We start from the raw sequence: 21017 nt of genomic DNA, 5'->3' as shown, positions 1-21017 counted from the left end.
CGCGACTTATCTTTCGAGATCGACCACGCTTCCGGTCCGTTTGACGCGTTCGACGGTTTCGTTGCCGTCGTAGTCCGCGAGCGCATCCGTGACGGCATCGAGCGACTGCACGCTGTCCGGTTGCAGGTATTCGAGCATCTCCAGGGCGGCGTCGTGAAGCGATCGGCTGGTACCGGCCGTACACTCCTCGACGACACGGAAGACGTAGTCGCGCTCGTGTGCGCCCTGTGCCGTGTAGTGGACGCAGACGTTGGTCGTGACGCCGGCGAGTAGCAGCGTGTCGATATCGAACGTCGAAAGGAGATGCTCGAGATCTGTGTTGTGAAAGCAGTTGTAGCGACGTTTCCGTACCAGATACTCCGCTGGGGGGAAGCCGTCCGCGACGGAAAACGTCGACAGGAACTGTTCCCCCTCAGTACCGGCAAGGGTATGATCTCGCTCGACCGAGAGCAACTCCGCACCGTAGTCCGATCGATCCGTTCGATGAGATTCTTTCGTCCAGATCACCGGCAAATCCGCCTTACGAGCGGCAGCGGCCACGGTTCGAATGTTCTCGGCCACCTGCGCCGTGGATTCGACTGACGAACACGGGCAATAGACCGCTCCGTCCGGATCCAAAAAGTCATACTGTGGATCGATGATGAGCAACGCTGGTGTCGTGCCGATAGGACCTGGCTGAGTTGGGATCATGACAACGCTTGCTACCAACAGGAAGTGAAATGGCGAATAGGTTCGTTTTTGTGCAAAAATAGCGCGAGCTGGCGAATACTATCGATGGTGGGATGCGGATTCGACCCGCGTCTTGGAAATCACCGCTATTGATTTCCTCGAGCTGGGGTGTTTGGCCCTATCGTGCGGTCCGAGCGTGGAACCTGCTTAAACACAACAAGGGAGATGCTACTGATTATATGGCCACCAAACAGCAATTACAGTGGGTGCAAGACACTAATATACCGAAACCTCGAATCATACATCCATATATATTACGAAACTGGTTTAGGATGGTCGATTGTCTCTCTCAGTATGAGCTCAGGATCGTATTCGAGCGAAAACAGCGATTTTCCCGAGTCACACCCGGAGCCACTCCGCTCCCGTGAGGCAGCACACGACCCCTTCGGGTGGTACGACCGCAAGCGTCAGGCCAGTCCGATCCACTACGACGGTGATCGAGGGGTATACGATGTCTTCTCGTACGAACACGTCAAAGCAGCCCTCCAAGACGACGAGCGACTCGTCCGCAAGAAACTCTCTCGGCCCCGGATGTCGGTTCCGAACCCGTTTTCGTACATCGACAACGCGATAGTGTGGTCCGACGGGTCGGGACACAGTCGGATGAAACACCAACTGTTCGAATATTTCAGACCGGATATCTTACGCGATCTCGAGCACACGATCTCGGATATCGCTCGCTCGCAACTCGACATCGCGCTCGAGGATGGTCCGGCGTTCGACTTCGTCGCAGACTTCGCAGTGCCGGTCCCGTTGCGAGTGGTCATGCAGTTAGTCGGTATCCCACAGTCCGACCACCAGCAGTTGCTCTCGTGGCTGGAGACGTTTCGGAAGGTGATGAACAAAGAGTACAGCGCTGCGGAGAGCGAGAACCCGGCCGCGATGGACGCCACGGTCGAGTACTTCGAACAGCTAGTCGACGCTCGAAAGACCGACCCGCGTGACGATCTCGTCTCCCGTCTCGTCGCGGAATCCGAACTGAGCGACGAGGAGATTGGCGCGAATTGCTTCGATTTCATCATGGCGGGACAGGGAACGATATCCGAGTTCCTCTCGAACGCCCTCTATCTCTTCGATCGACACGGGTTGTTCGAACAGCCTTCGGAGTACGAGATGGAGGTCGTTCTCGAGGAAGTGCTGCGATACCGGAGTCCGTTACAGTCTCGAGTCCGCGAGACGACCGACCCCGTGACGCTACACGAGACGGAAATTCCCGAGGGCGAAACCGTCGTCTTGTGGCTCGGCGCAGCGAACCGCGATCCGCAAAAGTATGAGGACCCCGAAACGTTCACACCGGGCAGAGACCCCGACCATCTCGCGTTCGGTAGCGGGGCACACGTCTGCATCGGCGCCCCGCTCGCGCGTCTCGAAGGGCCGATACTCATGCGCACGGTCGTCGACCGCTTTGACGACATCGAGATCGATCACGACGAGTTGAAGCCGAAACCCAAGGCGTCGAAACTCGGGTTCGAACGACTTCCCGTCTCCGTGACGCCTGCCTAACTGACTCTCATGATCGTTGCACACTCCGAAGTCCCGGTGAAACCCGCATTCCGAGACACGGCGATGGAACTGCTCGAAGAGATGGCGGTCAGGTCGCGTGCGGAACCCGGTGTCATCGACTATCGGGTCACAGCCGACCTCGAGGATCCGCACACGCTACGGATCATCGAACAGTACGAGGACGAAGCGGCCTTCGAGTCACACGAATCGAGTGAGCATCTCGAGCGGTTTCAGTCCGAGATTGCTCCCTGCCTCGCCGAAGAGGCAGAACTCACCTGTTTCACTGTCACGTCAGAGACCGTAGTGCCAGGTCCCTGAAACCCCGACTGTTGCCGTCGATCACCGCACCCGTCCTCGGAGAATCCTGGCGGGGAGTCAATTCCGTCCCGATATGGCAACCAGTGAATCACTTCGTGCTGTAACAATAAGATTGGGAGACTTCTCCGATTGTCCCCGCCTCCCGCTGGTAAGAGATCGACGATAGAACTATCATTCCAGACTCAGTTAGTCTATCTTGATAATCGTGAGCGGAAGTAGATCCCAAACTGACGGTGAGGGGGAAATCACTCCGATAGTGATCCTTATCGCTTCCCTCGTTTTCGGTGGGTACGTAGTGTTCGAACGCCCGTTTGATATCGGTGCGACCTATATCTGGGTCATCATACTCGTCCTTTCGGTGGCAGGCATCCTCTATGTCGTATGGGGATTTAACGCAGCCAAGAAGGAATCTGGCCTAAACACCGCGGTCAGCTGGTTATTTACAGAAATCAAACTTGATGGAGAGATACAATCATCGTCTGCTGATTCGGCCACAACCACCGAGAAAACGCCGCCGACACCGGAGCGGTTGAAGAACGACCTACGGCTTGATCGAGCAGATGGCCAATGTGAGTATTGTGATGAGGAGATCGACTTACTGGAAGTTCACCACATCCAACCGAGATCGGAAGGTGGACCAAACACACGGAAGAATCTCATCGTTCTATGTCCGAATTGCCACAGAAAGGCCGATCGAGGTGTCTACAGCAGATCGGAGTTAAAACATAAGGTGAAGCAACAAGAAGCGCTACAAGAGGTGTAAATAATGGGGACAGTTAGACGAGACGGAAAGTGGACACTAGAGAAGGATGAGGACGGAGTATACGCCATTTGTGAGCGTGGTGAATTGCGCGCTCGAGTCATCACGGACGACTACGAGCCACAAGGATTGCTGGATGATGCTACTACTGACATGATGACGGAAACGATTGAGGTTCGGTCGTTCTCAGAAGCAGAACAGGAATTTCAAAACTATATCAAGGACATGGAAAGCGGAGGGTTCTGGTAGGATGTCCATTGCTGAAATTTTCAGATGAGAGAACAGAGGTGTACAGTATCAGAATTACGGTTCGGTGGCTTTCTATTGTCACTCGGCGTGTTTTGTGCTGAAAGGATTTGATGGCAACACGATTGAGCGGTAGAGAATATAATAACTACGACTTATTTCGACATGATCGCAAGACGGCACCGACCACAACCAGTTTATTTCACAAAAGTGGAGTAATGGTGCAGCGGACCTTTAAGAACAACCGGCTCACGTCTGCTGTTTCGCGAGCGTGAAGCGAGCGAGTGAGTTGGGGCAGATTTGAACTACGCCGAGACGTGCTCGCTCCGCTGTGCGCGTCTCGTCTAATTCAAACTGCCGACCATTTTTACTGACGCAGACTCGTCGCTCTGCTCCTCGTCGTTGCGTCAGTAAAAATGGGTTGGGGCAGATTTGAACTGCCGACTTCCTCCGTGTGAAGGAGGTATCATAACCGGACTAGATCACCAACCCGCACGAGGCGATACCCGTGCGTTCGACTTAAGGCTTCCTTTCAGCGCTCGTCGTCGGCGTCGCTCGAGCCACTCCGGCCGACGCGAGTGCGCGCGGAGCCGACTGTACGGCGAACGCGCGTTTCGGCGCGTCGCTCGAGCGCGGTCACGTCCTCGCGAACGCGGTCGACCCGGCTCGGCTCCTCCCCTTCGGGCTCGTCCCGGCCGATCCGCGACCGAACCCGGCTTACGAGGGGCGCTACGGACTCCGTGACGCCGAGTCGGGCGTGTTCGACGGCTCGCGAGAGGTAGTAGCGGCTGTCGTGGAAGTGCCTGTTCATGGTACTCTATCCCAAACTGAGGTCGGGCGAGAATATAGTTCTTTCGCGAAGGTCAGAATTCGCTGGTGGCCTGGAACGGACGGATCGGTTTAGGTGTCGGCGCGTGAATCTCCCTCCATGAACGAGTTACAGCCGGTCGCCCTCGAGCGCGATGGGGCGACCGCCGACCTGGTCGTCGAAGACGGACGCGTCTACTGTTCGAACCGCAGGGAGTTCCTCGAGCGCGACGTGGCGGTCGTCGGCGACAGGATCGCTGCACTACTCGCGGACGCCGACGCCGTGATCGGGCCGGAGACGACGGTCGTCTCGGCCGCGGATCGGGTCGTCCTCCCGGGGCTGATCGACGCCCACACGCACGCCGACATCGAACTCATCCTCGATCGGACGGTTCCCGACCTGCTCGCGACCGGAACCACGTCGATCGTCACCGAAAGCTCCGGGCTCGGACTGCTGTTCGGCAGCCGCGGCGTCGACACCTTCCTCGAGCGAACCGCCGACTGTCCGGTGTCGACGTACGTCTCGCTCCCGCCCCAGGGGTTCGTCGACACGTTCGAACCCGCGACCGGATCGCCGGCCGAACTCGAGGCACTCGCCGATCTGCTCGAGCACGAGCGCGTCGTCGGCGTGGGCGAGATCGACTGGATCCACGTCGTCGGCCGGGACGCACCGCTCGAGGCACTCTACGAGCGCGCACGCGAAGTAGACGCGACGATCGTCGGCCACGGCGCGGGCTGTCGCGGCGAGTCGCTCCGGGCGTTCGCGACCGTGGTCGACAACGACCACGAGGCGATTTCGGCCGACGGAATCCGTGCGCGGGCCGATAACGGCATCCACGTGGTCGGCCGCTGTGGCTCCAACCGGGACGATCTCGGCGCGCTGATTGAGGCCTTTCCCGACCTCGACCGCGGGAGCGTCTCGCTGTCGACCGACGGCGTCGCGTCGGCAGACCTCCTCGATGGGTTCGGGATGGCTGAGGTCGTCCGCCGGCTGATCGACGCCGGAATCCGACCGGCGGACGCGATCGACGCGGCGACACGGAACCCCGCCGAACACTTCGGGCTGACGGGGCGGGGCGTCGTCGCACCCGGAGCCGCGGCCGACCTGCTCGTCGTCGATGACCTTGAGACGATGGGCGTCGAGACGGTCGTGGCCGACGGCGACCTCGCCGTCTCGAACGGGGAACCGATCGTCGACGCCAGAACCGATCCGTATCCCGACTACGTCTACGACACCGTCTCGGTCGCGACCGACCGCGAGCGGTTCACCGCGCCGCTCGAGGCGGCACCCGACGGTACCGTTCGCGCGATGGATGTCGGTCGCGGGCTCGTGACCACCGAGACGACCGTCGAGGCCGGTATCGTCGGTGCCAACGGCGATGACAGCGACGACGGGACAGCGCGGCGACTGGGTCCTGCACCCGAGCACGACGCTCTCACTGCGACGCTGCTCGACTGCGATCCCGCGACCGACGAGCGTGGCTTCACCGGCTTTCTGACCGGCTACGGGCTCGAGACGGGTGCCGTCGCCACGACTGGCACCTGGGAATCGACCGGGCTGGTGACCGTCGCGGCGGACACCGACGACGCCGTCGTCGCCGCTGAGCGCGTCACCGCGATGGGCGGCGGCTTCGCGGTCGCCCGGAGCGGCGAGATCGTCGCCGACCTCGCGACGCCGATCGCCGCGACCGCCGCCGAGATGCCCCCCGACGTGTTCGCGACCGCCAGCGACGCGGTCGTCGATGCGCTCCGCGAGAGCGGCGTCGATGTCGACCTGCCGCTGTTGACCGTCCAGACGCTCACGTTCCCTGGCGTCCCCGCACTGAAGCTGACGCCGTCGGGCTACGCCGACGTGCTCGGTCGATCCGTCGTCGGGCTCGAGCCCAGTGGCGACCCCTCACCCTGAGGTCCTCAGTGGCGAAGCGTCGGGGGACGGGCTGGACGCCGACCCATATCGTACCGTGCATCGGCTCCGTTCTCCGCCGACCATCTATCCCCTCTCGCTGCGTTTCGGTCCCCTGAGCGCCCGGTAGAGGGCCAGCAGGATCAGTATCGGGACGACATACGTGACCGTGAGCAGCAGAACCAGTACGAGCAACTCCCAGAGACCGACCCCGCCCGAAATGAACAGGGGGGACATCCGATAGTAATAATCTCTCTCGAGGGAGTAAATGAAAGGTGTTTCGGCAGCCGGTCAGCGGACAGGACGGCGAAGACGCTTCGCGGTCGACCGCCTGCAACACGGCTCGAGCCGACGAGACCCTAGTACTCGGGGGCGTCTTCGGGTTCGCCGTCTCGAGCGTTGACGACGCGAGCGAGGGTGAACAGGCCGTCAGAGAGCCGATTCAGGTACTGAACCGCGTCCTCGTTGATCTCCTCCTCGCGGGCGAGCGCGACGGCGCGGCGCTCGGCGCGCCGGCAGACCGTGCGGGCGTGGTGGAGCGCCGCCCCGTGGTCGCTCCCGGTCGGCAGGATGAAGGAGGTCAGCGGCTCGAGTTCCTCGTCGTACTTGTCGATCCAGTCCTCGACGGTTTCGACGTGGTCGGCGCGGATCGCGGGGTCGTCCTCGTCGGGGTCGGGGTTCGCGAAGTCGGCCTGAACGACGTGGAGGTGATTCTGGATCTCCGCCAGCCGGTCGTTGATATCGTCGTAGTCGGTCGGTCGGACGGTGCCGATGAGGGCGTTGAGTTCGTCGACAGTACCGTAGGCCTCGATACGCGCGCTGGCCTTCGAGACGCGCGTCATATCCCGGAGGTCCGTCTCACCCTCGTCGCCGCGACCGGTGTAGATCGACATGCCCGAACCGACGGACGGCGTTCACTTAACTTCCGCGTCGCTCGAGTCGCGCTCGGTCGTCGGCGACGGCGACCGAACCCCACCTCGCGGCCACCGCAATCAGTACGTTAAACTCGCTCCGTTCGCTACCACCGCGTATGGCCATGGAACTCGACCACGAGTGTCCCGACTGCGGCGGCGAGAAGACGTTCTACCGCGCCGCCAGCACGGAACTCCACCTCGGCGAGAAGATCAAGTGGCACTGCCCCGACTGCGACTACGGTTTCGTCCAGATCCGCGATAACGGAACCGTCATCGACTCGAGCGCCGCATAACCGGGTTCGGCATTCGACTTTCTCTACCGACCGCTTCGTCAGGAGTCGTCCTCGAGCGCCTGCCACGAAAGCCGCGGGTTCCGCGCGGCGCTCGTCTGGTCGATCCGGCGTGCGGTCGTTCGCTCCGGCGCGGTCTCGAGCGTCTCGCTGTCCTCGCCGGCGACGGCGTTGAACGCGGCGGCGAGCCGATCGAGCGTCGCCTTGCTCTCGACCTCGGTCGGCTCGGTCATCAGGGCCTCGGGGACGATCTCGGGCCACTTGGTCGTCGGCGGGTGGACGCCGTGGTCGAGCATTCGTTTGGCTACGTCTGCGGCGTCCTGTTCGCCGGCGCTGGCGACGAACTCGTGGTGGAACGGGCCGTAGGGCACGTCGTACTCGATCCCCTCGGCGAGGTAGTTCGCGTTCAACACTGCGGAGGCACTGGCGTCCGCGAGCCCCTCGTCGCCCAACCGGGCGATGTAGGCGAATGCCTTGATCAGCACCAGCCAGTTGCCGTCAAAGCCGTGGACCTTGCCGATGGTGTGTTCGGGCTCGAAGCGTTCGTAGAGCCCCTCGCCGGCGTTCGACCGCTCCTCGCGTTCTCGGACGCGCGGTGCGGGCAGGAACGGGGCCAACTCCTCGACGACGCCGACCGGCCCGGCTCCCGGCCCGCCGCCGCCGTGGGGCGTCGCGAACGTCTTGTGGACGTTGTAGTGCATCACGTCGAAGCCCATGTCGCCCGGCCGCGCGCGGCCGAGCAGCGCGTTCAGGTTCGCTCCGTCGTAGTAGAGCAGCCCGCCCACGTCGTGGACCATCTCGGCGATCTCGGTGATATCGCGCTCGAACAGCCCCAGCGTGTTCGGGTTGGTCAGCATCAGCGCCGCAGTGTTCTCCGAGAGGGCGGCCTCGAGCGCCTCGAGGTCGACCCGGCCCGCGTCGTCGCTGGGCAGGGAGACCACGTCGTAGCCGCCGAGCGCGGCGGTCGCGAAGTTCGTCCCGTGGGCGCTCTCGGGGACGATGACCTCGTCGCGGTGGCCCTCGCCGTTGTGCTCGTGGTAGGCCGCAGCGACGCGGATGCCGACGAACTCGCCGGCCGCGCCGGCGGGCGGCTGGAGCGTCACCGCGTCCATGCCGCCGATCCGAGCGAGGTAGTCCTGGAGCCGATACAGGAGCTCGAGCGTCCCCTGAACCGACTCCTCGGAGCGGTCGGGGTGGACGGCCGCCGACGGCAGCGCCGCCACGTCCTCGGTGAACCTTGGGTTGTACTTCATCGTACACGAGCCGAGCGGGTAGGGGCCGCTGTCGATCCCGTAGATCATCTGCGAGAGCCGCGTGTAGTGGCGCGCGAGCTCGGGCTCGGAGAGTTCGGGCAACTCGAGTGAGTCCCGCGTCAGGTCGTCGGGGAGCGGCGAGCCGCCGTCGCCGTCGTTCTCGCTCCCGTTACTACCGTCACCGCTTCCCCCGTCGCTGCCGCCGCCGATCTCGACCCGCGTCAAATCTTTCTCCGAGAGCAGCGGCTCGTACTCGCCGTTTTCGATGTAGCGAGCCTGGTCGTACCGCGACAGCGGCGGGTCGCCGTCCGCGGTTCGGTCACCGGTCATCGCGCCACCTCCGCGAGGACATCGACGAATCGATCGAGTCGCTCGTCGGGGACGCCGGCGACGCAGACCTGTATCTCGTGGTCGCCGACGACGTGAACCGCGAAGCCGCGGCGCTCTAAGTCGTCGGCGACGGCGCGAGCGGGCTGGTCGACGCGGGCGACGAACTCGCGGATGTGGTGTCGGTCGTGAACCGGCGCTTTCGCGCCGACGAGGTCGTCGACGCGCTCGGCGAGGGCCGCCGCGCGCGTCACGCCGCGGTTCGCGAGGTCGACCAGTCCGGTCGGACCGAGCGCGGCGGCGTGCATCGCGGTCCGGAGCGCGACCCACGCCTGATTCGTACAGATGTTACTCGTCGCACGCTCTCGGCGGATGTGCTGTTCGCGCGTCTGGAGGGTGAGCGTGAACGCGCGTCGGTCGGTCGCGTCCTCGCTGGCCCCGACCAGTCGGCCGGGGACCTGCCGAAGGTAATCCTTGCGGGTCGCAAAGAGGCCAAGTCCCATCCCGTAGCTCGTCGGCAGGCCGAGAACGCTGGCGTCGCCGACGACCACGTCGGCACCGACGTCGGCGGGGCGCTCGAGCAGGGACAGCGCGACGGGGTCCGAGCCAAGCACGAACAGCGCGTCGGTGTCGTCGGCGAACTCGCCGACCGCCGTCAGGTTCTCCTCGATCGTCCCGCGGACGGTCGGGTTCTCGGCGTAACACATGACGACGTCCTCGTCGAGGACAGCCTCGAGCCCCTCGAGATCGACGTTGCCGTCGTCCATCGGGTAGGCTTCGACGGCGAGGTCGGTGCCAGCGACGTAGTTCTCGAGCGTGCTCCGGCGCTCCTCGCGCAGCAAGTCGGGGACCAGCACGCGATGGCCCGACGTGTCGCGGACGCGGTCGGCAAGCGTGGCGGCCTCGCCAAGCGCCGTCGCCGCATCGTACATCGAGCAGTTGGCGACCTCGAGACCGGTCAACTCGACCAACAGCGACTGGTACTCGAACAGCGCCTGCAGGAACCCCTGGGAAATCTCGGGCTGGTACTGCGTGTAGGACGTGAGAAACTCCGATCGGTCGGCGAGGTGGTCGACGACCGACGGCACGTAGTAGCCGTAGTGGCCCCGGCCGAGCAGTTCGGTCAGGTCGTCGTTGCGACCGAGCATCGAGCGTACCAGCCGGCGCGTCTCCCGCTCCGTTCGCGCGTCGATCTCGAAGCGGCCGTCGAACCGAACGTCGGCCGGAATGTCGAAGAGTTCTTCGACGGTGTCCGCGCCGACCGCCTCGAGCATCGCCGTGCGGTCCTCCTCCGTGTGGGGAGCGTACGGACTCCCCGTGGCGTGTGATCCGTGCATGACTAGACGTGGTCCCGGTCGATCGGTCCGTTCGATCCCCTCCCGCGTCGACCGCGGCGTTCGATCCGAGACACGATACACGCCTCTAGCGGGTACGGGGTTATGAACGCACTCGTTTCGGTACTCCGCTCTCGAGCCGACGGACGGTCACTCCTTCGAGCCAGTACCGGTGTCGGAATCGGTGTTGGCCGTCGGCTCCGATTCGCTGTCCGCGTCGGACGGCGACTCCGTGTCAGTATCTGTCTCGGTCGCCGCCTCGTCGGCGTCGGCCGTCGACTCCGGATCGGTCACCGCCCCCTCGAGGTCGGCATCGGCCGGCGGCTCGCCGACGTGTTCGCGCGCGAAGCAGTCGAGAGTGAGTTTCGCGCCGCCGAGGACGACGGGACCGATGAACAGCCCGACGGCACCGAAGACGACGAGCCCGCCGAAGATGCCGACCACGACGATCGCGGAGTTGAACGCGCTCGTCCGGCCGATCATCGCGGGGCGGAGGTACGAGTCGGAGAAGCTGACGAGCAGCCCGTAGACGGTGACCGCGGCCGCGGCGGTGGGCCGACCGACTGCCACGAGATAGACCGCCACCGGAATCCAGACGCCGAACGCACCGACCAGCGGGAGCAAGGTGAGCACGAACGTCGCCACGGTGAGGAAGATCACGGCGGGGACGCCGGCGATCGCCAGGCCGACGCCGAGCATCACCGCCTGCACGGCGGCGACGGCGACGTTGCCGACGACCGATGCCCACATGAGCCGGTCTAACCCAACGCGGAGTTCCTCTAAGACCTCGTCCTCGATCGGCAACACCCACTGGAACCACGCGACGAGGCGCTCGCCGTCGCGCAACAGCGCGAAGAGGACGAACAGCGTGACGGTCAAGCCGATGAAGATTCCCGGAAGGCCGCCGACGATGTCGATCGCGCCCGTCGAGAGCCCTTGTAGCCCCGTCGCGATCCGCCCCTGATTATCCGCGTACAGCTCGGCGAAATCGACGGCGTACCCGTTGGTTGCCAGGACTTCTTCGATCGTCGCGACATCGATCTCACCCTGCCTGATGGCGCGAACGACGCGGAGCGATTGCTCGAAGGCGACGATGGCGACGTAGATGAGCGGGAGCAACACGACGAGTAACGTCCCGATGACGACGCCGACCGCTGCGAACGTCGGTCTGACGAACGCCTCGAGTCGTCGCTGGACGGGCATGAGAATGTACGCGAGAACGACGCCGAAGAGGACGTACTGGAGGTACGGTAAGACGACGAACAGCGCTAAGATGCCGCTCAACAGCGCGAGAACTGTCAGTCCGGGCTGTTCGACGAGCCAGTCCGGCGGACTGGGGCGGTCTGCCATATGCCGTATTGCGAGCGCCCTATAAATTAGTCCACTGATACGACCGACCTGTAGGGACCGTCTAATCGCTACTCGACGTACCGATACTTCCGCTCGCTCATACAGACGGACTTTTTACTCGCTCGCGCTGGCGCGCTCGCTCGCAAAAACCTCCACTAAAAACCCGCAAACCGCTACTCGACGTATCGGTACTTCCGCTCGCCCATCCGGCCCCAGCCGTCGAAGACGAACTCCGCACTGGGCGTCGTGAACTCCTCGACGTCGACGTCCATCTCGTGGTTGTGGGCGTCGTGGATCTCCTCGTAGTCCTCCCACGCCATCTCGTAGCGGTCGGCGAGTTGCTCGTCGACGTTCAGGGACTCGATCTCGTCCTCCCAGCCCTCCCGGATCGTCTCGGCGTGGATCTCCGCCTGCGCGCCGCTGCCGTAGGAGCCGACGAGCAGTTTCTCGCCGGTCAGGTCGCGGTCGTTCTCGAGGGCGTGTTTGAGCGCGCTCGCGCGGGCGACGTGAACGGAGCCGGTGTACCAGTTGCCGACTTCGCGGGAGATCGTCAGCGTCGGGTCGATCGTCGCGTCGTACCACTCGGCGTAGCGGTCGGTGCCCTTGAGCGCGTCCATGTACTCCCGGAGCGCCTCGCGGTAGGCCTCGTCGTCGTCGAACGCCTCGGGGCGGGGCTGGCGGCCGATCTCTTCGGCGAGATCGTCTTCGATGGGCGTGTCGCGGATGACGTGACGGTAGGCCAGCAGCGCCGCCTTTCGGACCATGCCGGGGAACGGCGTGTGGAACGGCGCGAAGACGAAGTCGTCCTCGTGGACCTCGCCCGCGACGCTCTCGAAGTCCTCGAGGGCCTCGCGCATCCGCGCAAGGTAGACCTGGACGGAGCGCTTGCCGTCGACCGAGGGGAACTGCTGGTTGGGCTTCAAGAAGTCGGTCTCGTCGGCCGAGCCGTAGCCCTGCTCGGCGGAGAGTTCGACCAGATTCGGGTCCTCGCTGATGAGCATCGCGACGGCACCGGCCCCCTGGGTCGCTTCACCGTCGTCGCCGCGGGCGTAGAGCGCGGTATCGGTCGCGATGACCAGCGCCGAGCGGCCGCGATTGCGACCCGCGCGGATCCAGTTGTACGCGTCGTCTAAGCTCTGGGTTCCCGCGATACAGGCGAACTTGCGCTCGCCCTTGTTGGCGTGATGAAAGTCGCCGTCGTAGACTTGCTCGAGACAGCCGGCGACGTACGTCGAAACCGGTTTCGAGTTGTCGAACGCGCTCTCGGTCGCAACGTCGATCCGGCCGATATCGTCGGGCTCGAGGCCTTTTCGCTCCATCAGACGATGAGCGGCATTGGCACCCATCGTGACGATGTCCTCGTAGCTGTCGGGGAACGAACTGGCGTTGAGGCCGAGTCCTTTCGTGTACTTTTCGGGGTCTTCGCCTTTCTCCGGGGCGAACGTTCCCGGAAGATCGAGTTTGAGATTACCGGTCCAGATCTCGACGGCGTCGATGCCGACTGCAGTCATACCTCTCCAATACAGGTGATAGTACAAGGTATTGTCGTTCGCCGTTTCGACGATCAACGAACGTCTCGATGGGACCACTGGGCAGCAGAGAGGAGAGGTGCCGTCGAGTCGGCGAACGGAGTGTTACCCGGCGACTTGCGTCCGAGTTGCGGTTGCGCTGTCTCCGTTACCGTCCGTGACGGTCAACTCGAGCGTGTACTCCTGTCCGTTGCCGAGGTTGTTGAACCCCGCGTTGTTCGTACTGGCAGTTTGACCGCTGACACCCCTCTGGTTCTCGTCGATGTACGTTCCGTCCCTGTACAGTTCGACGACGACGGTGTCGAGCTCCGCTCCTGCCGACGAGACGGACCAACTGTACCGAATGCCGACGTTGTTTCCGGGTCGCTGCTGCGTCGTAAACGAGTCGACCGACGGTCCGGACCCACCTCCGCCTCCGCCCGCCCCGCTCCGGGAGATCACGAGCTCGATTGCGTCGCCGTCGCTCCCGCTCGAGGTGTAGACGGTCACCGTGTCCCCGTCCTGGGCGTTCGAATCAACGGAGAACGTCGTTGTATGCGTCCCGCCGCTGCCGGTCGTTCCTTCGGCCGGCGAAACGGTCCCCACGCTTCGATCGCTCACCGCGTACTCGACGGTCGCACCGTCGACGACGCCGTCTGTCTCCATCGTCAGATCGACCGAGGAACCGGTGACGACGCAGGAGTCCGCGCTACAGTTGCCGTCGTCGACGCTCGATTGACCCGACGGGTCCCCCCAGTCGACGTAGTATGCTGGGCTCGCCCCGGTCCCGTTGCCCCCCTGTCGCCGGTGAACGTCGAACTCGTCGCTCGGGTCATCAGAATCGCCGATGCCGACGCGCGCCACCCGAAGGTCGTAGGGCTCTCTTCGCTGAGCGAGTTCAATTCGAAGCGTTCCGGCCGCATAGGACACGACTCGAGCGTTCGATTCGCCGTCACCGAACGCAGTTCCGATCGTTTCGTTCCACGCGCTGGGGGCGTGTGTCGGGACGGACAGCGTGATGTTCCCACTCCCGTCGTCCTCGATGGGAACGGGGTCGCTCGGACCGCTGAGAACCGCCGGGTCGAGCGAAACCGCACCGCGTCTTGACTTCGAGAGACTGCCGTTCAGGAGAACGAGCCGGACCGTGCCGTCGCTGACCAGTCCCTGCTCGGTCAACGGGATCGTCGCGTTCTCGAACTCGTTGTACGCGAGACCGTGTTCGATTCGAGTCGTCGGCGCGCTCCGATACTCGTTGTAGTCGGGCCGGTAGACGAGCGAGGTCGTCGCGTGAGTCCCCTGTGTCAGGTTCGACGGATCGCCGTCGTAGTCGCCCGAATCACCCGCGAATCTCGCGTTGTCGATCGACACGTTCGCCGTGCCCGTCGTCTCGAGCGTCCCCGTCGGATCGATCGGATTCGTCAGAAACGTTCGGGAGGGGTACTGGGTGCCGAGCGTGACGGAGACGGACGCTGAGCCGCCGTCGGTGCCGACGTTCCGGATCGCGTTTCGCAACTCCTGTAACTCGTTTTGAACCGCTCCGTTGTGCTGGCTCTCGATCGCCCCGTTCTCCGCTGGCACGGCGTTGACCTGATACAGCGCGAGTGCGGCGAACACGATGGCGAGAAGCAACACCGCCCCGATCTGGACGGTCACCGCTCGGTCGTCTCGCCACCGTGACATAGGCGAGGATAGTCGCCGCCGCTTAAACGTCTGATGGCTCTCGAGGCGCGGAATTCGGAACGGGTCCAAAAGCGGACGTTACTCGTCTTCTTCGACGACTTCGGGGTCGCTCATCGCGCTCTGGAGGCTGTCGAGTCCGTTGATCCACTCGGTGACCAGTCCGTACTCGAGATCCTCGGCGACGGTCATGTCGAGGTCTTCCTCGTCGATAATGAGCGTCCCCGCCTGTGCGGCATAGCCCAGCGCGGCGTCGAGATCTTCCTCGGCTTCGGCGTCGGCGGCGGCGCCGAGATAGTCGGCAACGCTGCCGTCCTCGGCCGGCCCGTTGGCGATGAACTCTTCGGCGGCGAAGAAGACGCAAACGAGACTGGTCTGGACGCCGTCGACGAGGATCAGTTTCTCCTCGTCCTCGATGTCGACCTCGCTGAGGACGATCTCGCGAACGTCGTTGATCTCCTCGAGCGCTTCCTCCTGGTCGAGTTCCCCGTCGTCGTAGGCGGCGACGATCTTCGCGATCGCGATCGCCGTGTCGTCCTGCAGATTGAGCAGGAGTCGAGCCGAGTCTTCGTTTTCCGGATCGATATCTTCGTCTTTGATGCGATCGATCCAGTTCTGCCAGCGTTCCTCCGAGTAGAACTCGGTCGGGGGATTGCTCATACAGACACCTACACCGGCCGCTTGAAATGCCTTTCTCTACATGAGCCAGCTCGGTTGAATGTTCAATTTTCTCTGTAGTGCTCCGAGAGCCACTCAGGTTCCCGATCTGGGCCTCGGTGCCTCTCCTGAGGGCCTGTCTCGAGCGAACGATCACACTCGAGGACGTGTCGGGGTCACCGGTCCAGCTCGAGGGTCGCCTCGGTGTCGATCCCGTAGACGTCCATCGGCGTCTCCACGTGGGCGAGTTCGACCGCCTCGTCGTGGCCGTTCTCGAGCAGCCAGCGAACGCGTCGCGGAACGGTTTTGGGGCCGAGCACCGCCCCCGGCCGGTCGGGGTCGTCGATGTAGTCGGTCTCCATCAGGAACGGCTCGCCGCGTTCGGCGGCCGTCTCGAGGCGCTCCTTGTCGCTCATCACGCTCGGGGTCGGCCCCTCGAGGCGGCCGCCCGCGTAGTGTTTGACGACGCGGTGGGCCGGCATGCCGGCGTCTTCCGCCCACTCGGCGACCTCGGTCATGTCCTCGCTGGCCTCGGCGTGCAGTTGGACGGCACACTCGAGGTCGGCCCCGTGTTCGAACGCCCGGCGCATGACCGCGTTCGACGCCGCCCAGACATCGTCGTCGACCTCGTAGTGGGGCCGCCCGGATTTCAGCGCCAGCGCATCGCCGGATTCGACGTACTCGGCCGCCACGTCGATCCCCGCCTGCATGAGATCGCGGGCCTCGTCGGGCGCGAAGCCGCGCTCGTCGACCAGCCGCGAGACGAGTCCGGGGTGGACGCCCAGCACGGGCCAGGCGCGACCCTCGAGTTCGCTCGAGGCCTCGTCGACGATCTCGATCGTCCGCTCGAACACCTCGCGAAAGTCCTCGCCGGTCTCGGCCTCGACGCCGAGGTGCCAGGAAGGCTTATTCACCACGAGCAGGTGGGTGCCGCCGACGCGGGCGAAGTCCCTGACGGCGTCGATGCCTCGGTGGTGGTCCGGATCGAGGTGGAGGTGGTCGTCCAGTACCGGCCGATCGTCGATCATACGCGGTACTGGGCGGGCCGCGCTCGAAAAGTCACCGACTCTCGAGCGCGTCCCCCGCTGCCGGTCGAAACCGACGAGTAAATGAGCACCGTCGTGCGTATCGAACGAGGGATAGACGATGACCGAACCAATCGTGGCTTCGCTCCCGTCTGAATTATAAGTATGTTTGTTACAGTTACTGTGAACGTGTGGTACTATGAGTAACGACGAACCGACCGATCAGTTCACGACACCCGACAGCGGCGGTCCGGCCGTCGAGTTCTACGGCGGCCGCGGAATGAGCGCGTTCCCGATCGCGTTTTTCATCGTCTGGGCCATCGTCCAGACCGCCCTCTGGCGGATCGGCGACACGGGTGGGCTCATCGTCGGCATCCTGATCGGGCTCATCCTCGGGATGTTCTTCGTCCGCGGGAACTGGCGGACCTACGCGAACACGATCTTCGAAGGGATGACCCAGCCGGTCGCCGTGACGGCGATCGTGGCGTGGATCTGGGCCGGCATGTTCGCCCAACTGCTTCAGGACGGCGGCTTCGTCGGCGGCCTCGTCTGGCTCGCCGACGCGGCGGGCATCGGCGCGGCGCTGTTCCCGGCGATCACGTTCGTCCTGGCGGCCGTCTTTACGACCGGGATCGGGACCGGCTACGGCGCGAGCGTCGCCTTCGTCGGCCTCTTTTTCCCCGCCGGCGTCCTGCTCGGTGCGAGCCCCGTCTTGTTGTTCGGGGCGATCCTCTCGGGCGCGATCTTCGGTGACAATCTCGCGCCCGTCAGCGACACGACGATCGTCAGCGCCGTCACGCAGGACGCCGACATCGGCGGTGTCGTCGCCTCTCGATTCAAGTACGTGATCATCGCCGCGGCGATCGCCTTCGTCGGCTACGTCGTCGCCGGCGGTGCGATGGACGGCCTCGAGATCAGCGCGCAAGCCCAGGAGATCTTCCTCTCGGGCAGCGAGGCGATCGGGCTCGTCCACGTGCTCTCGATGCTCGCCGTCATCGGCGCGGCGATCGCCGGCCGTCACATCGTCGAAGCGATCTCCTGGGGGATCGTCCTCGCCGTCGTCTTCAACCTCGTCTTCGGCCTCGCCGGCATCGGCGACATGGTCATGTTCAACGCGCCGCCGGACGCCCCGCTGGCCGAACCCCTGGCCGGACTGCCGTTCCTCACGGTCGTCGAGAACCCCGACGCGGTCGGCGTCACCGGGAGCCTCATGACCGGCGTCGCCGGCTTCCTCGAGCTGTCGATCCTCGTCTTGCTGATCATCGGCGCGGCTCAGATCATGATCCGCGGCGGGGCCTTCGAGGTGCTGCTCGAGTGGTCGATCGAGAACCTCGCGACGAACGTCCGCAACGCGGAACTCACCATGGTGGCCTCGACGGCGCTGATCAACGCGATCATCACGATCAACACCGCCGCCGAGGTCGCGATCGGCCCCTACATCTCGAAGATCGGCGAACGGTTCAACCTGAACGGTTACCGGCGCGCGAACATTCTGGACGGCCAGACCGCCGCGCTGGGTTACATCTTCCCGTGGTCGGGCGGCGTCCTCGCGGGGTACAGCGCGATGCAGAACCTGCCGGGCGAGTACGAGTGGTTCGACCAGTCGATGCTCGTTACGCCGATCGATGTCGTGCCGTTCGTCTTCCAGGGCTGGCTGCTCGTGGCGGTGTTCATCGTCGCCGCGCTGACCGGCTTCGGTCGCGAGTACGTTATCGACCGCGAGAGTGAGGAGGTGGCCCGCGTATGAGCCTCTTCGGCAAGTACCTCAAGGGCTGGCGGTTCCGAGCCAATCGGCCGAGCCTCGAGGAAGGAAGCGAGATCGATGTCTTCGTTGCGGAGACCAACGGCACCAGCGGTCGGGCGTACGTCGGCGACACCGAACTGGTCGTCGAGGGTGCCGGGCCGGAAGCGGTCGAGAAACAGGTCCGTGTCCGCGTGACCGAGTTCGACGAGACGACCGCGACAGGTCGCGGCGAGCTGATCGAAATCGTCGGCGAGAGTTCCTACAGCGGCTAGTTCCCGTCCTCGAGCGTCACCGCCTCGTCGGCCGCGTTCCGCAGCGCGTCAGAGCGACCGTAGGTGCCGGGCGCGATGGCGATCGTCTCGACGCCGACGGTCCCCGCGTACTCGAGGACGGGCTTGAAGTCCGTATCGCGCGAGGCGATCGCGAGTCGGTCGATGGTGCCGTCGCCGGCGAGCGCGGTCGCGTCGACGGCGAGTTTCACGTCGACATCGCCGCTGGTGACGACGACCTCGAAGCCGCGGGCTTCGGCGGCCTGGATGAGTCCGGGCGTGGCGTGTTCGTCGAGGTAGAGTCGGATGACGCCGACTCGGCCGAGGTCGCTCGCCGCGTCGCGCAGGTCGTCGAGGTCGACGTCGAACTCCTCGCGGAAGACGTTCGGTCCGTCGACGAACAGCCCCACCGACGGCTCGGCGGGGGGCTGTCGATCGCCGGATCGGGAGAGACGAGCGCGAACGCGGTCGAACATGCTCGAGCGTTGCCACGGCCGTGAGATAGGTGTGGCGAAACGGGGCGACAGCCGCGTCGGCCCGACGTACGGTCGGTTCCAGAGCCGTCCGGCGAAAACGCCGGGATCGTTTCTTCGGCTCGATCTCGCCGCTTCAGCGGCCGACTGTACAGATTCTCGCTTTAAGTCAGCTTCCGGTTTCGTTCTTCGACAGTCACTCCGAAACGTTCCTGGATAAACGGTTCTGAGTTCGATAAGAGTTTACTAATTTCACGGAATGGTGACTGTCGTCCGATGACACAGAACGGTCCCCCCGACGACAGCGCCGATCGGACGTACGACCGCCGGACGGTCTTGACCGGTGTCGGTTCGATCGCTCTCGGCGGACTGATCGGCTCGAGCGGCGTCGCGAGCGCGACACCCGGCCGCGAACCCGGTCCGAAGGAAGACGAGATCATCGTCGGTATCGAACCCGACGCCGACGTGGCCGCGGAAGCGCGGGGAGCCGTCCCCGGCGACGCCGAGGTCGTCCACAGCAACGAGACGATCCGCTACGCCGTGGTCTCATTCCCCTCCGAAGCGCCCGCCCACGCTCGCGAACAGTTCATCGAGACCATCACGCGTTCGCCTGCGGTCGAGTACGCGGAGCCCAACGTCACGGTCCAGTCGCTGCTCGCGCCCGACGACCCCTACTACGACTACCAGCACGCGCCCCAGCAGATCGGCTGCGAGCGCGCCTGGGAGACGACGCGCGGCAGTTCGGACGTCGTCATCTCCGTCGTCGACCAGGGGATCCAGTACGACCACCTGGCGCTCGAGTCGGTCGTCGACGACCGGATCGGCGAGGACTTCGCCGACGACGACGGCGATCCGTACCCCGCGGCCGACGAGGACCACGGTACCCACGTCGGCGGCATCGCTGCCGGCGGCACCGACGACGCCACCGGTCACGCGGGGATTAGCGACTGCTCGCTGCTCTCGGCTCGCGCCTTAGACGAGACCGGGCGGGGATCGCTCTCGGACATCGCCGACGCGATCCAGTGGTCTGCCGATGCCGGCGCGGATATCGTCAACCTCTCGCTGGGCGTCGACGGCTCTTATGAGACCATGCGTTCGGCCTGCGAGTACGCGGCCGACCGCGGCGTCCTCCTCGTCGCCGCGGCCGGCAACTCGGGAGCCGACCGTGTCTTCTCGCCCGCATCGGAGGACACCGTCGTCGCCGTCTCGGCCGTCGAGTCCGACGACTCCCTGGCATCGTTCTCGAACACCGGCCCGGAGATCGAACTCGCCGCGCCAGGGGATCGAATCGTCTCGAGCGTCACCGGCGATGGCTACGCCCGGATGTCGGGCACGTCGATGGCGTCCCCGATCGTGGCCGGCGTCGCCGGCCTTGCACTCTCGGCGCACCCCGATCTCACGCGGTCGGAACTCCGCCGGCACCTCCGCGAGACCGCCGTCGACGTGGGCCTCGGCGAGACCGAACAGGGGTACGGCCGGGTGGACGCGGCCGCGGCGGTCGAGATGGACCCGTTCAGGACGGCGAAAGCGAAGGCGGCGACGCCAGCGAAGACACGCAGAGCCAGTGCGGCGACGAGACGATCACCGCCAGTGCCGGCGGCTCGCTCGACGGCAGCGGCTGGTGGGGCGAAAGCGACCGGTATGGCTACGCGCTGCAGACGGCTGACCCCTGCTCGATCACGGTCTCGCTCGAGGGCCCCTCGAGCGGCGACTTCGACCTCTACGTGACCACCGACGGCCGCTCGCCCAACCGGTGGAACCACGACGAGTCTGCGACCGGGTCGGGGACGAGCGAATCGGTCACGTTTGCGCTCGAGGGCGGCGAGGATCTCGGGCTACAGGTCCACGCGAAAAGCGGGTTCGGTGAGTACACGTTGCGACTCGAGGAACGCGGGCGATAAAACGGGTCGCGGGCGGTACCCGACCGGCC

The 21017-nt window shown here is 64.5% G+C and carries 19 protein-coding genes, 1 tRNA gene and 1 pseudogene; 8 read left to right on the top strand and 13 right to left on the bottom strand.

All coding sequences use genetic code 11. The features are described 5' to 3' along the window. Positions 1–6: 6 nt before the first annotated feature. Positions 7–690, bottom strand: coding sequence for a cysteine hydrolase family protein (locus tag NKH51_RS06840; RefSeq protein ID WP_254764494.1), 684 nt, complete (start codon positions 688–690; stop codon positions 7–9). Between the two features lie 204 nt (positions 691–894). Here NKH51_RS06840 and NKH51_RS06835 point away from each other — a divergent pair, with 204 nt between their 5' ends. The 3 genes from NKH51_RS06835 to NKH51_RS06825 all read left to right on the top strand — a co-directional run bounded on the left by NKH51_RS06835 (position 895) and on the right by NKH51_RS06825 (position 3313). After that, positions 895–2232, top strand: a complete 1338-nt coding sequence (locus NKH51_RS06835; RefSeq protein WP_254764493.1) for a cytochrome P450 — start codon at positions 895–897, stop codon at positions 2230–2232. Positions 2233–2241: 9 nt separating this feature from the next. Next, positions 2242–2550 carry a putative quinol monooxygenase gene (locus tag NKH51_RS06830; RefSeq protein WP_256527521.1) on the top strand — a complete coding sequence of 103 codons (309 nt, stop codon included), beginning with the start codon at positions 2242–2244 and terminating at the stop codon, positions 2548–2550. 295 nt (positions 2551–2845) lie between these two features. Continuing rightward, positions 2846–3313, top strand: a complete 468-nt coding sequence (locus NKH51_RS06825) for an HNH endonuclease (protein WP_254764491.1) — start codon at positions 2846–2848, stop codon at positions 3311–3313. 660 nt (positions 3314–3973) lie between these two features. Here NKH51_RS06825 and NKH51_RS06820 read toward each other — a convergent pair. Both NKH51_RS06820 and NKH51_RS06815 read right to left on the bottom strand, forming a co-directional pair. Further along, a tRNA-Val gene (locus tag NKH51_RS06820) sits at positions 3974–4048 on the bottom strand. Positions 4049–4088: 40 nt separating this feature from the next. Then, positions 4089–4367 carry a DUF7553 family protein gene (locus NKH51_RS06815; protein WP_254764490.1) on the bottom strand — a complete coding sequence of 93 codons (279 nt, stop codon included), beginning with the start codon at positions 4365–4367 and terminating at the stop codon, positions 4089–4091. A 117-nt stretch (positions 4368–4484) separates the two neighbouring features. Here NKH51_RS06815 and NKH51_RS06810 point away from each other — a divergent pair, with 117 nt between their 5' ends. Then, complete coding sequence (locus NKH51_RS06810; RefSeq protein WP_254764489.1) at positions 4485–6269, top strand: adenine deaminase C-terminal domain-containing protein; 1785 nt, start codon at positions 4485–4487, stop codon at positions 6267–6269. 84 nt (positions 6270–6353) lie between these two features. Here the strand turns inward: NKH51_RS06810 and NKH51_RS06805 are convergent, their stop codons facing one another. Together NKH51_RS06805 and NKH51_RS06800 are read right to left on the bottom strand one after the other, a co-directional pair. Further along, the gene (locus NKH51_RS06805; protein WP_254764488.1) at positions 6354–6503 is read right to left on the bottom strand and encodes a hypothetical protein; all 150 of its coding nucleotides are present in this window, start codon (positions 6501–6503) and stop codon (positions 6354–6356) included. Between the two features lie 122 nt (positions 6504–6625). Continuing rightward, entirely contained in the window at positions 6626–7159 is a 534-nt protein-coding gene (locus NKH51_RS06800) for a cob(I)yrinic acid a,c-diamide adenosyltransferase (protein ID WP_254764487.1), read from the bottom strand. A gap of 137 nt (positions 7160–7296) precedes the next feature. On the opposite strand from NKH51_RS06800, the gene NKH51_RS06795 reads away from it, so the two are divergent. After that, complete coding sequence (locus NKH51_RS06795) at positions 7297–7473, top strand: DUF7838 family putative zinc beta-ribbon protein (protein ID WP_254764486.1); 177 nt, start codon at positions 7297–7299, stop codon at positions 7471–7473. A gap of 38 nt (positions 7474–7511) precedes the next feature. Here NKH51_RS06795 and gcvPB read toward each other — a convergent pair whose 3' ends face one another. From gcvPB to NKH51_RS06760, 7 genes are all read right to left on the bottom strand, one after another. Continuing rightward, positions 7512–9053 carry an aminomethyl-transferring glycine dehydrogenase subunit GcvPB gene (gcvPB, locus tag NKH51_RS06790; protein ID WP_254764485.1) on the bottom strand — a complete coding sequence of 514 codons (1542 nt, stop codon included), beginning with the start codon at positions 9051–9053 and terminating at the stop codon, positions 7512–7514. Then, positions 9050–10387 carry an aminomethyl-transferring glycine dehydrogenase subunit GcvPA gene (gene gcvPA / locus NKH51_RS06785; RefSeq protein ID WP_254764484.1) on the bottom strand — a complete coding sequence of 446 codons (1338 nt, stop codon included), beginning with the start codon at positions 10385–10387 and terminating at the stop codon, positions 9050–9052. Before gcvPA ends, gcvPB begins: the two co-directional genes overlap by 4 nt. A 147-nt stretch (positions 10388–10534) precedes the next feature. After that, positions 10535–11734, bottom strand: coding sequence for an AI-2E family transporter (locus NKH51_RS06780; RefSeq protein ID WP_254764483.1), 1200 nt, complete (start codon positions 11732–11734; stop codon positions 10535–10537). Between the two features lie 173 nt (positions 11735–11907). Continuing rightward, positions 11908–13245, bottom strand: a complete 1338-nt coding sequence (hmgB, locus tag NKH51_RS06775; protein ID WP_254764482.1) for a hydroxymethylglutaryl-CoA synthase — start codon at positions 13243–13245, stop codon at positions 11908–11910. A 123-nt stretch (positions 13246–13368) separates the two neighbouring features. Then, a complete protein-coding gene (locus NKH51_RS06770) occupies positions 13369–14922 on the bottom strand; it encodes a hypothetical protein (protein ID WP_254764481.1) in 1554 nt (517 codons plus the stop codon). Between the two features lie 78 nt (positions 14923–15000). After that, on the bottom strand, positions 15001–15579 hold the full coding sequence (locus NKH51_RS06765; protein ID WP_254764480.1) for a DUF2150 family protein: 579 nt from the start codon (positions 15577–15579) through the stop codon (positions 15001–15003). Between the two features lie 173 nt (positions 15580–15752). Then, entirely contained in the window at positions 15753–16604 is an 852-nt protein-coding gene (locus NKH51_RS06760; RefSeq protein WP_254764479.1) for a TatD family hydrolase, read from the bottom strand. Positions 16605–16800: 196 nt separating this feature from the next. Here NKH51_RS06760 and NKH51_RS06755 point away from each other — a divergent pair, with 196 nt between their 5' ends. Together NKH51_RS06755 and NKH51_RS06750 are read left to right on the top strand one after the other, a co-directional pair. Continuing rightward, complete coding sequence (locus tag NKH51_RS06755) at positions 16801–18348, top strand: Na+/H+ antiporter NhaC family protein (RefSeq protein ID WP_254764478.1); 1548 nt, start codon at positions 16801–16803, stop codon at positions 18346–18348. Continuing rightward, positions 18345–18617 (top strand): DUF7513 family protein, encoded by a 273-nt coding sequence (locus NKH51_RS06750; RefSeq protein ID WP_254764477.1) that lies wholly within the window; start codon positions 18345–18347, stop codon positions 18615–18617. Before NKH51_RS06755 ends, NKH51_RS06750 begins: the two co-directional genes overlap by 4 nt. On the opposite strand, the gene NKH51_RS06745 is transcribed toward NKH51_RS06750, so the two are convergent. Further along, the gene (locus NKH51_RS06745) at positions 18614–19090 is read right to left on the bottom strand and encodes an NYN domain-containing protein (RefSeq protein WP_254764476.1); all 477 of its coding nucleotides are present in this window, start codon (positions 19088–19090) and stop codon (positions 18614–18616) included. The two genes, NKH51_RS06750 and NKH51_RS06745, sit on opposite strands and share 4 nt — an antisense overlap. 273 nt (positions 19091–19363) lie before the next feature. On the opposite strand from NKH51_RS06745, the pseudogene NKH51_RS06740 reads away from it, so the two are divergent. Further along, positions 19364–20988: pseudogene (locus NKH51_RS06740) on the top strand (S8 family serine peptidase). The last annotated feature ends 29 nt before the right edge of the window (positions 20989–21017 follow it).

The sequence above is a fragment of the Natrinema marinum genome (assembly GCF_024296685.1).
Taxonomy (GTDB): domain Archaea; phylum Halobacteriota; class Halobacteria; order Halobacteriales; family Natrialbaceae; genus Natrinema; species Natrinema marinum.
This window is presented reverse-complemented; position numbering and strand designations above follow the sequence as displayed.

What these genes read in the sequence shown, in the direction of transcription:
- NKH51_RS06840 (WP_254764494.1), bottom strand. Translation starts at nt 690, where the DNA reads ATGATCCCAACTCAGCCAGGTCCTATCGGCACGACACCAGCGTTGCTC.
- NKH51_RS06835 (WP_254764493.1), top strand. Translation starts at nt 895, where the DNA reads ATGCTACTGATTATATGGCCACCAAACAGCAATTACAGTGGGTGCAAG.
- NKH51_RS06830 (WP_256527521.1), top strand. Translation starts at nt 2,242, where the DNA reads ATGATCGTTGCACACTCCGAAGTCCCGGTGAAACCCGCATTCCGAGAC.
- NKH51_RS06815 (WP_254764490.1), bottom strand. Translation starts at nt 4,367, where the DNA reads ATGAACAGGCACTTCCACGACAGCCGCTACTACCTCTCGCGAGCCGTC.
- NKH51_RS06810 (WP_254764489.1), top strand. Translation starts at nt 4,485, where the DNA reads ATGAACGAGTTACAGCCGGTCGCCCTCGAGCGCGATGGGGCGACCGCC.
- NKH51_RS06805 (WP_254764488.1), bottom strand. Translation starts at nt 6,503, where the DNA reads ATGTCCCCCCTGTTCATTTCGGGCGGGGTCGGTCTCTGGGAGTTGCTC.
- NKH51_RS06800 (WP_254764487.1), bottom strand. Translation starts at nt 7,159, where the DNA reads ATGTCGATCTACACCGGTCGCGGCGACGAGGGTGAGACGGACCTCCGG.
- NKH51_RS06795 (WP_254764486.1), top strand. Translation starts at nt 7,297, where the DNA reads ATGGCCATGGAACTCGACCACGAGTGTCCCGACTGCGGCGGCGAGAAG.
- gcvPB (WP_254764485.1), bottom strand. Translation starts at nt 9,053, where the DNA reads ATGACCGGTGACCGAACCGCGGACGGCGACCCGCCGCTGTCGCGGTAC.
- gcvPA (WP_254764484.1), bottom strand. Translation starts at nt 10,387, where the DNA reads ATGCACGGATCACACGCCACGGGGAGTCCGTACGCTCCCCACACGGAG.
- NKH51_RS06780 (WP_254764483.1), bottom strand. Translation starts at nt 11,734, where the DNA reads ATGGCAGACCGCCCCAGTCCGCCGGACTGGCTCGTCGAACAGCCCGGA.
- hmgB (WP_254764482.1), bottom strand. Translation starts at nt 13,245, where the DNA reads ATGACTGCAGTCGGCATCGACGCCGTCGAGATCTGGACCGGTAATCTC.
- NKH51_RS06770 (WP_254764481.1), bottom strand. Translation starts at nt 14,922, where the DNA reads ATGTCACGGTGGCGAGACGACCGAGCGGTGACCGTCCAGATCGGGGCG.
- NKH51_RS06765 (WP_254764480.1), bottom strand. Translation starts at nt 15,579, where the DNA reads ATGAGCAATCCCCCGACCGAGTTCTACTCGGAGGAACGCTGGCAGAAC.
- NKH51_RS06760 (WP_254764479.1), bottom strand. Translation starts at nt 16,604, where the DNA reads ATGATCGACGATCGGCCGGTACTGGACGACCACCTCCACCTCGATCCG.
- NKH51_RS06755 (WP_254764478.1), top strand. Translation starts at nt 16,801, where the DNA reads ATGAGTAACGACGAACCGACCGATCAGTTCACGACACCCGACAGCGGC.
- NKH51_RS06750 (WP_254764477.1), top strand. Translation starts at nt 18,345, where the DNA reads ATGAGCCTCTTCGGCAAGTACCTCAAGGGCTGGCGGTTCCGAGCCAAT.
- NKH51_RS06745 (WP_254764476.1), bottom strand. Translation starts at nt 19,090, where the DNA reads ATGTTCGACCGCGTTCGCGCTCGTCTCTCCCGATCCGGCGATCGACAG.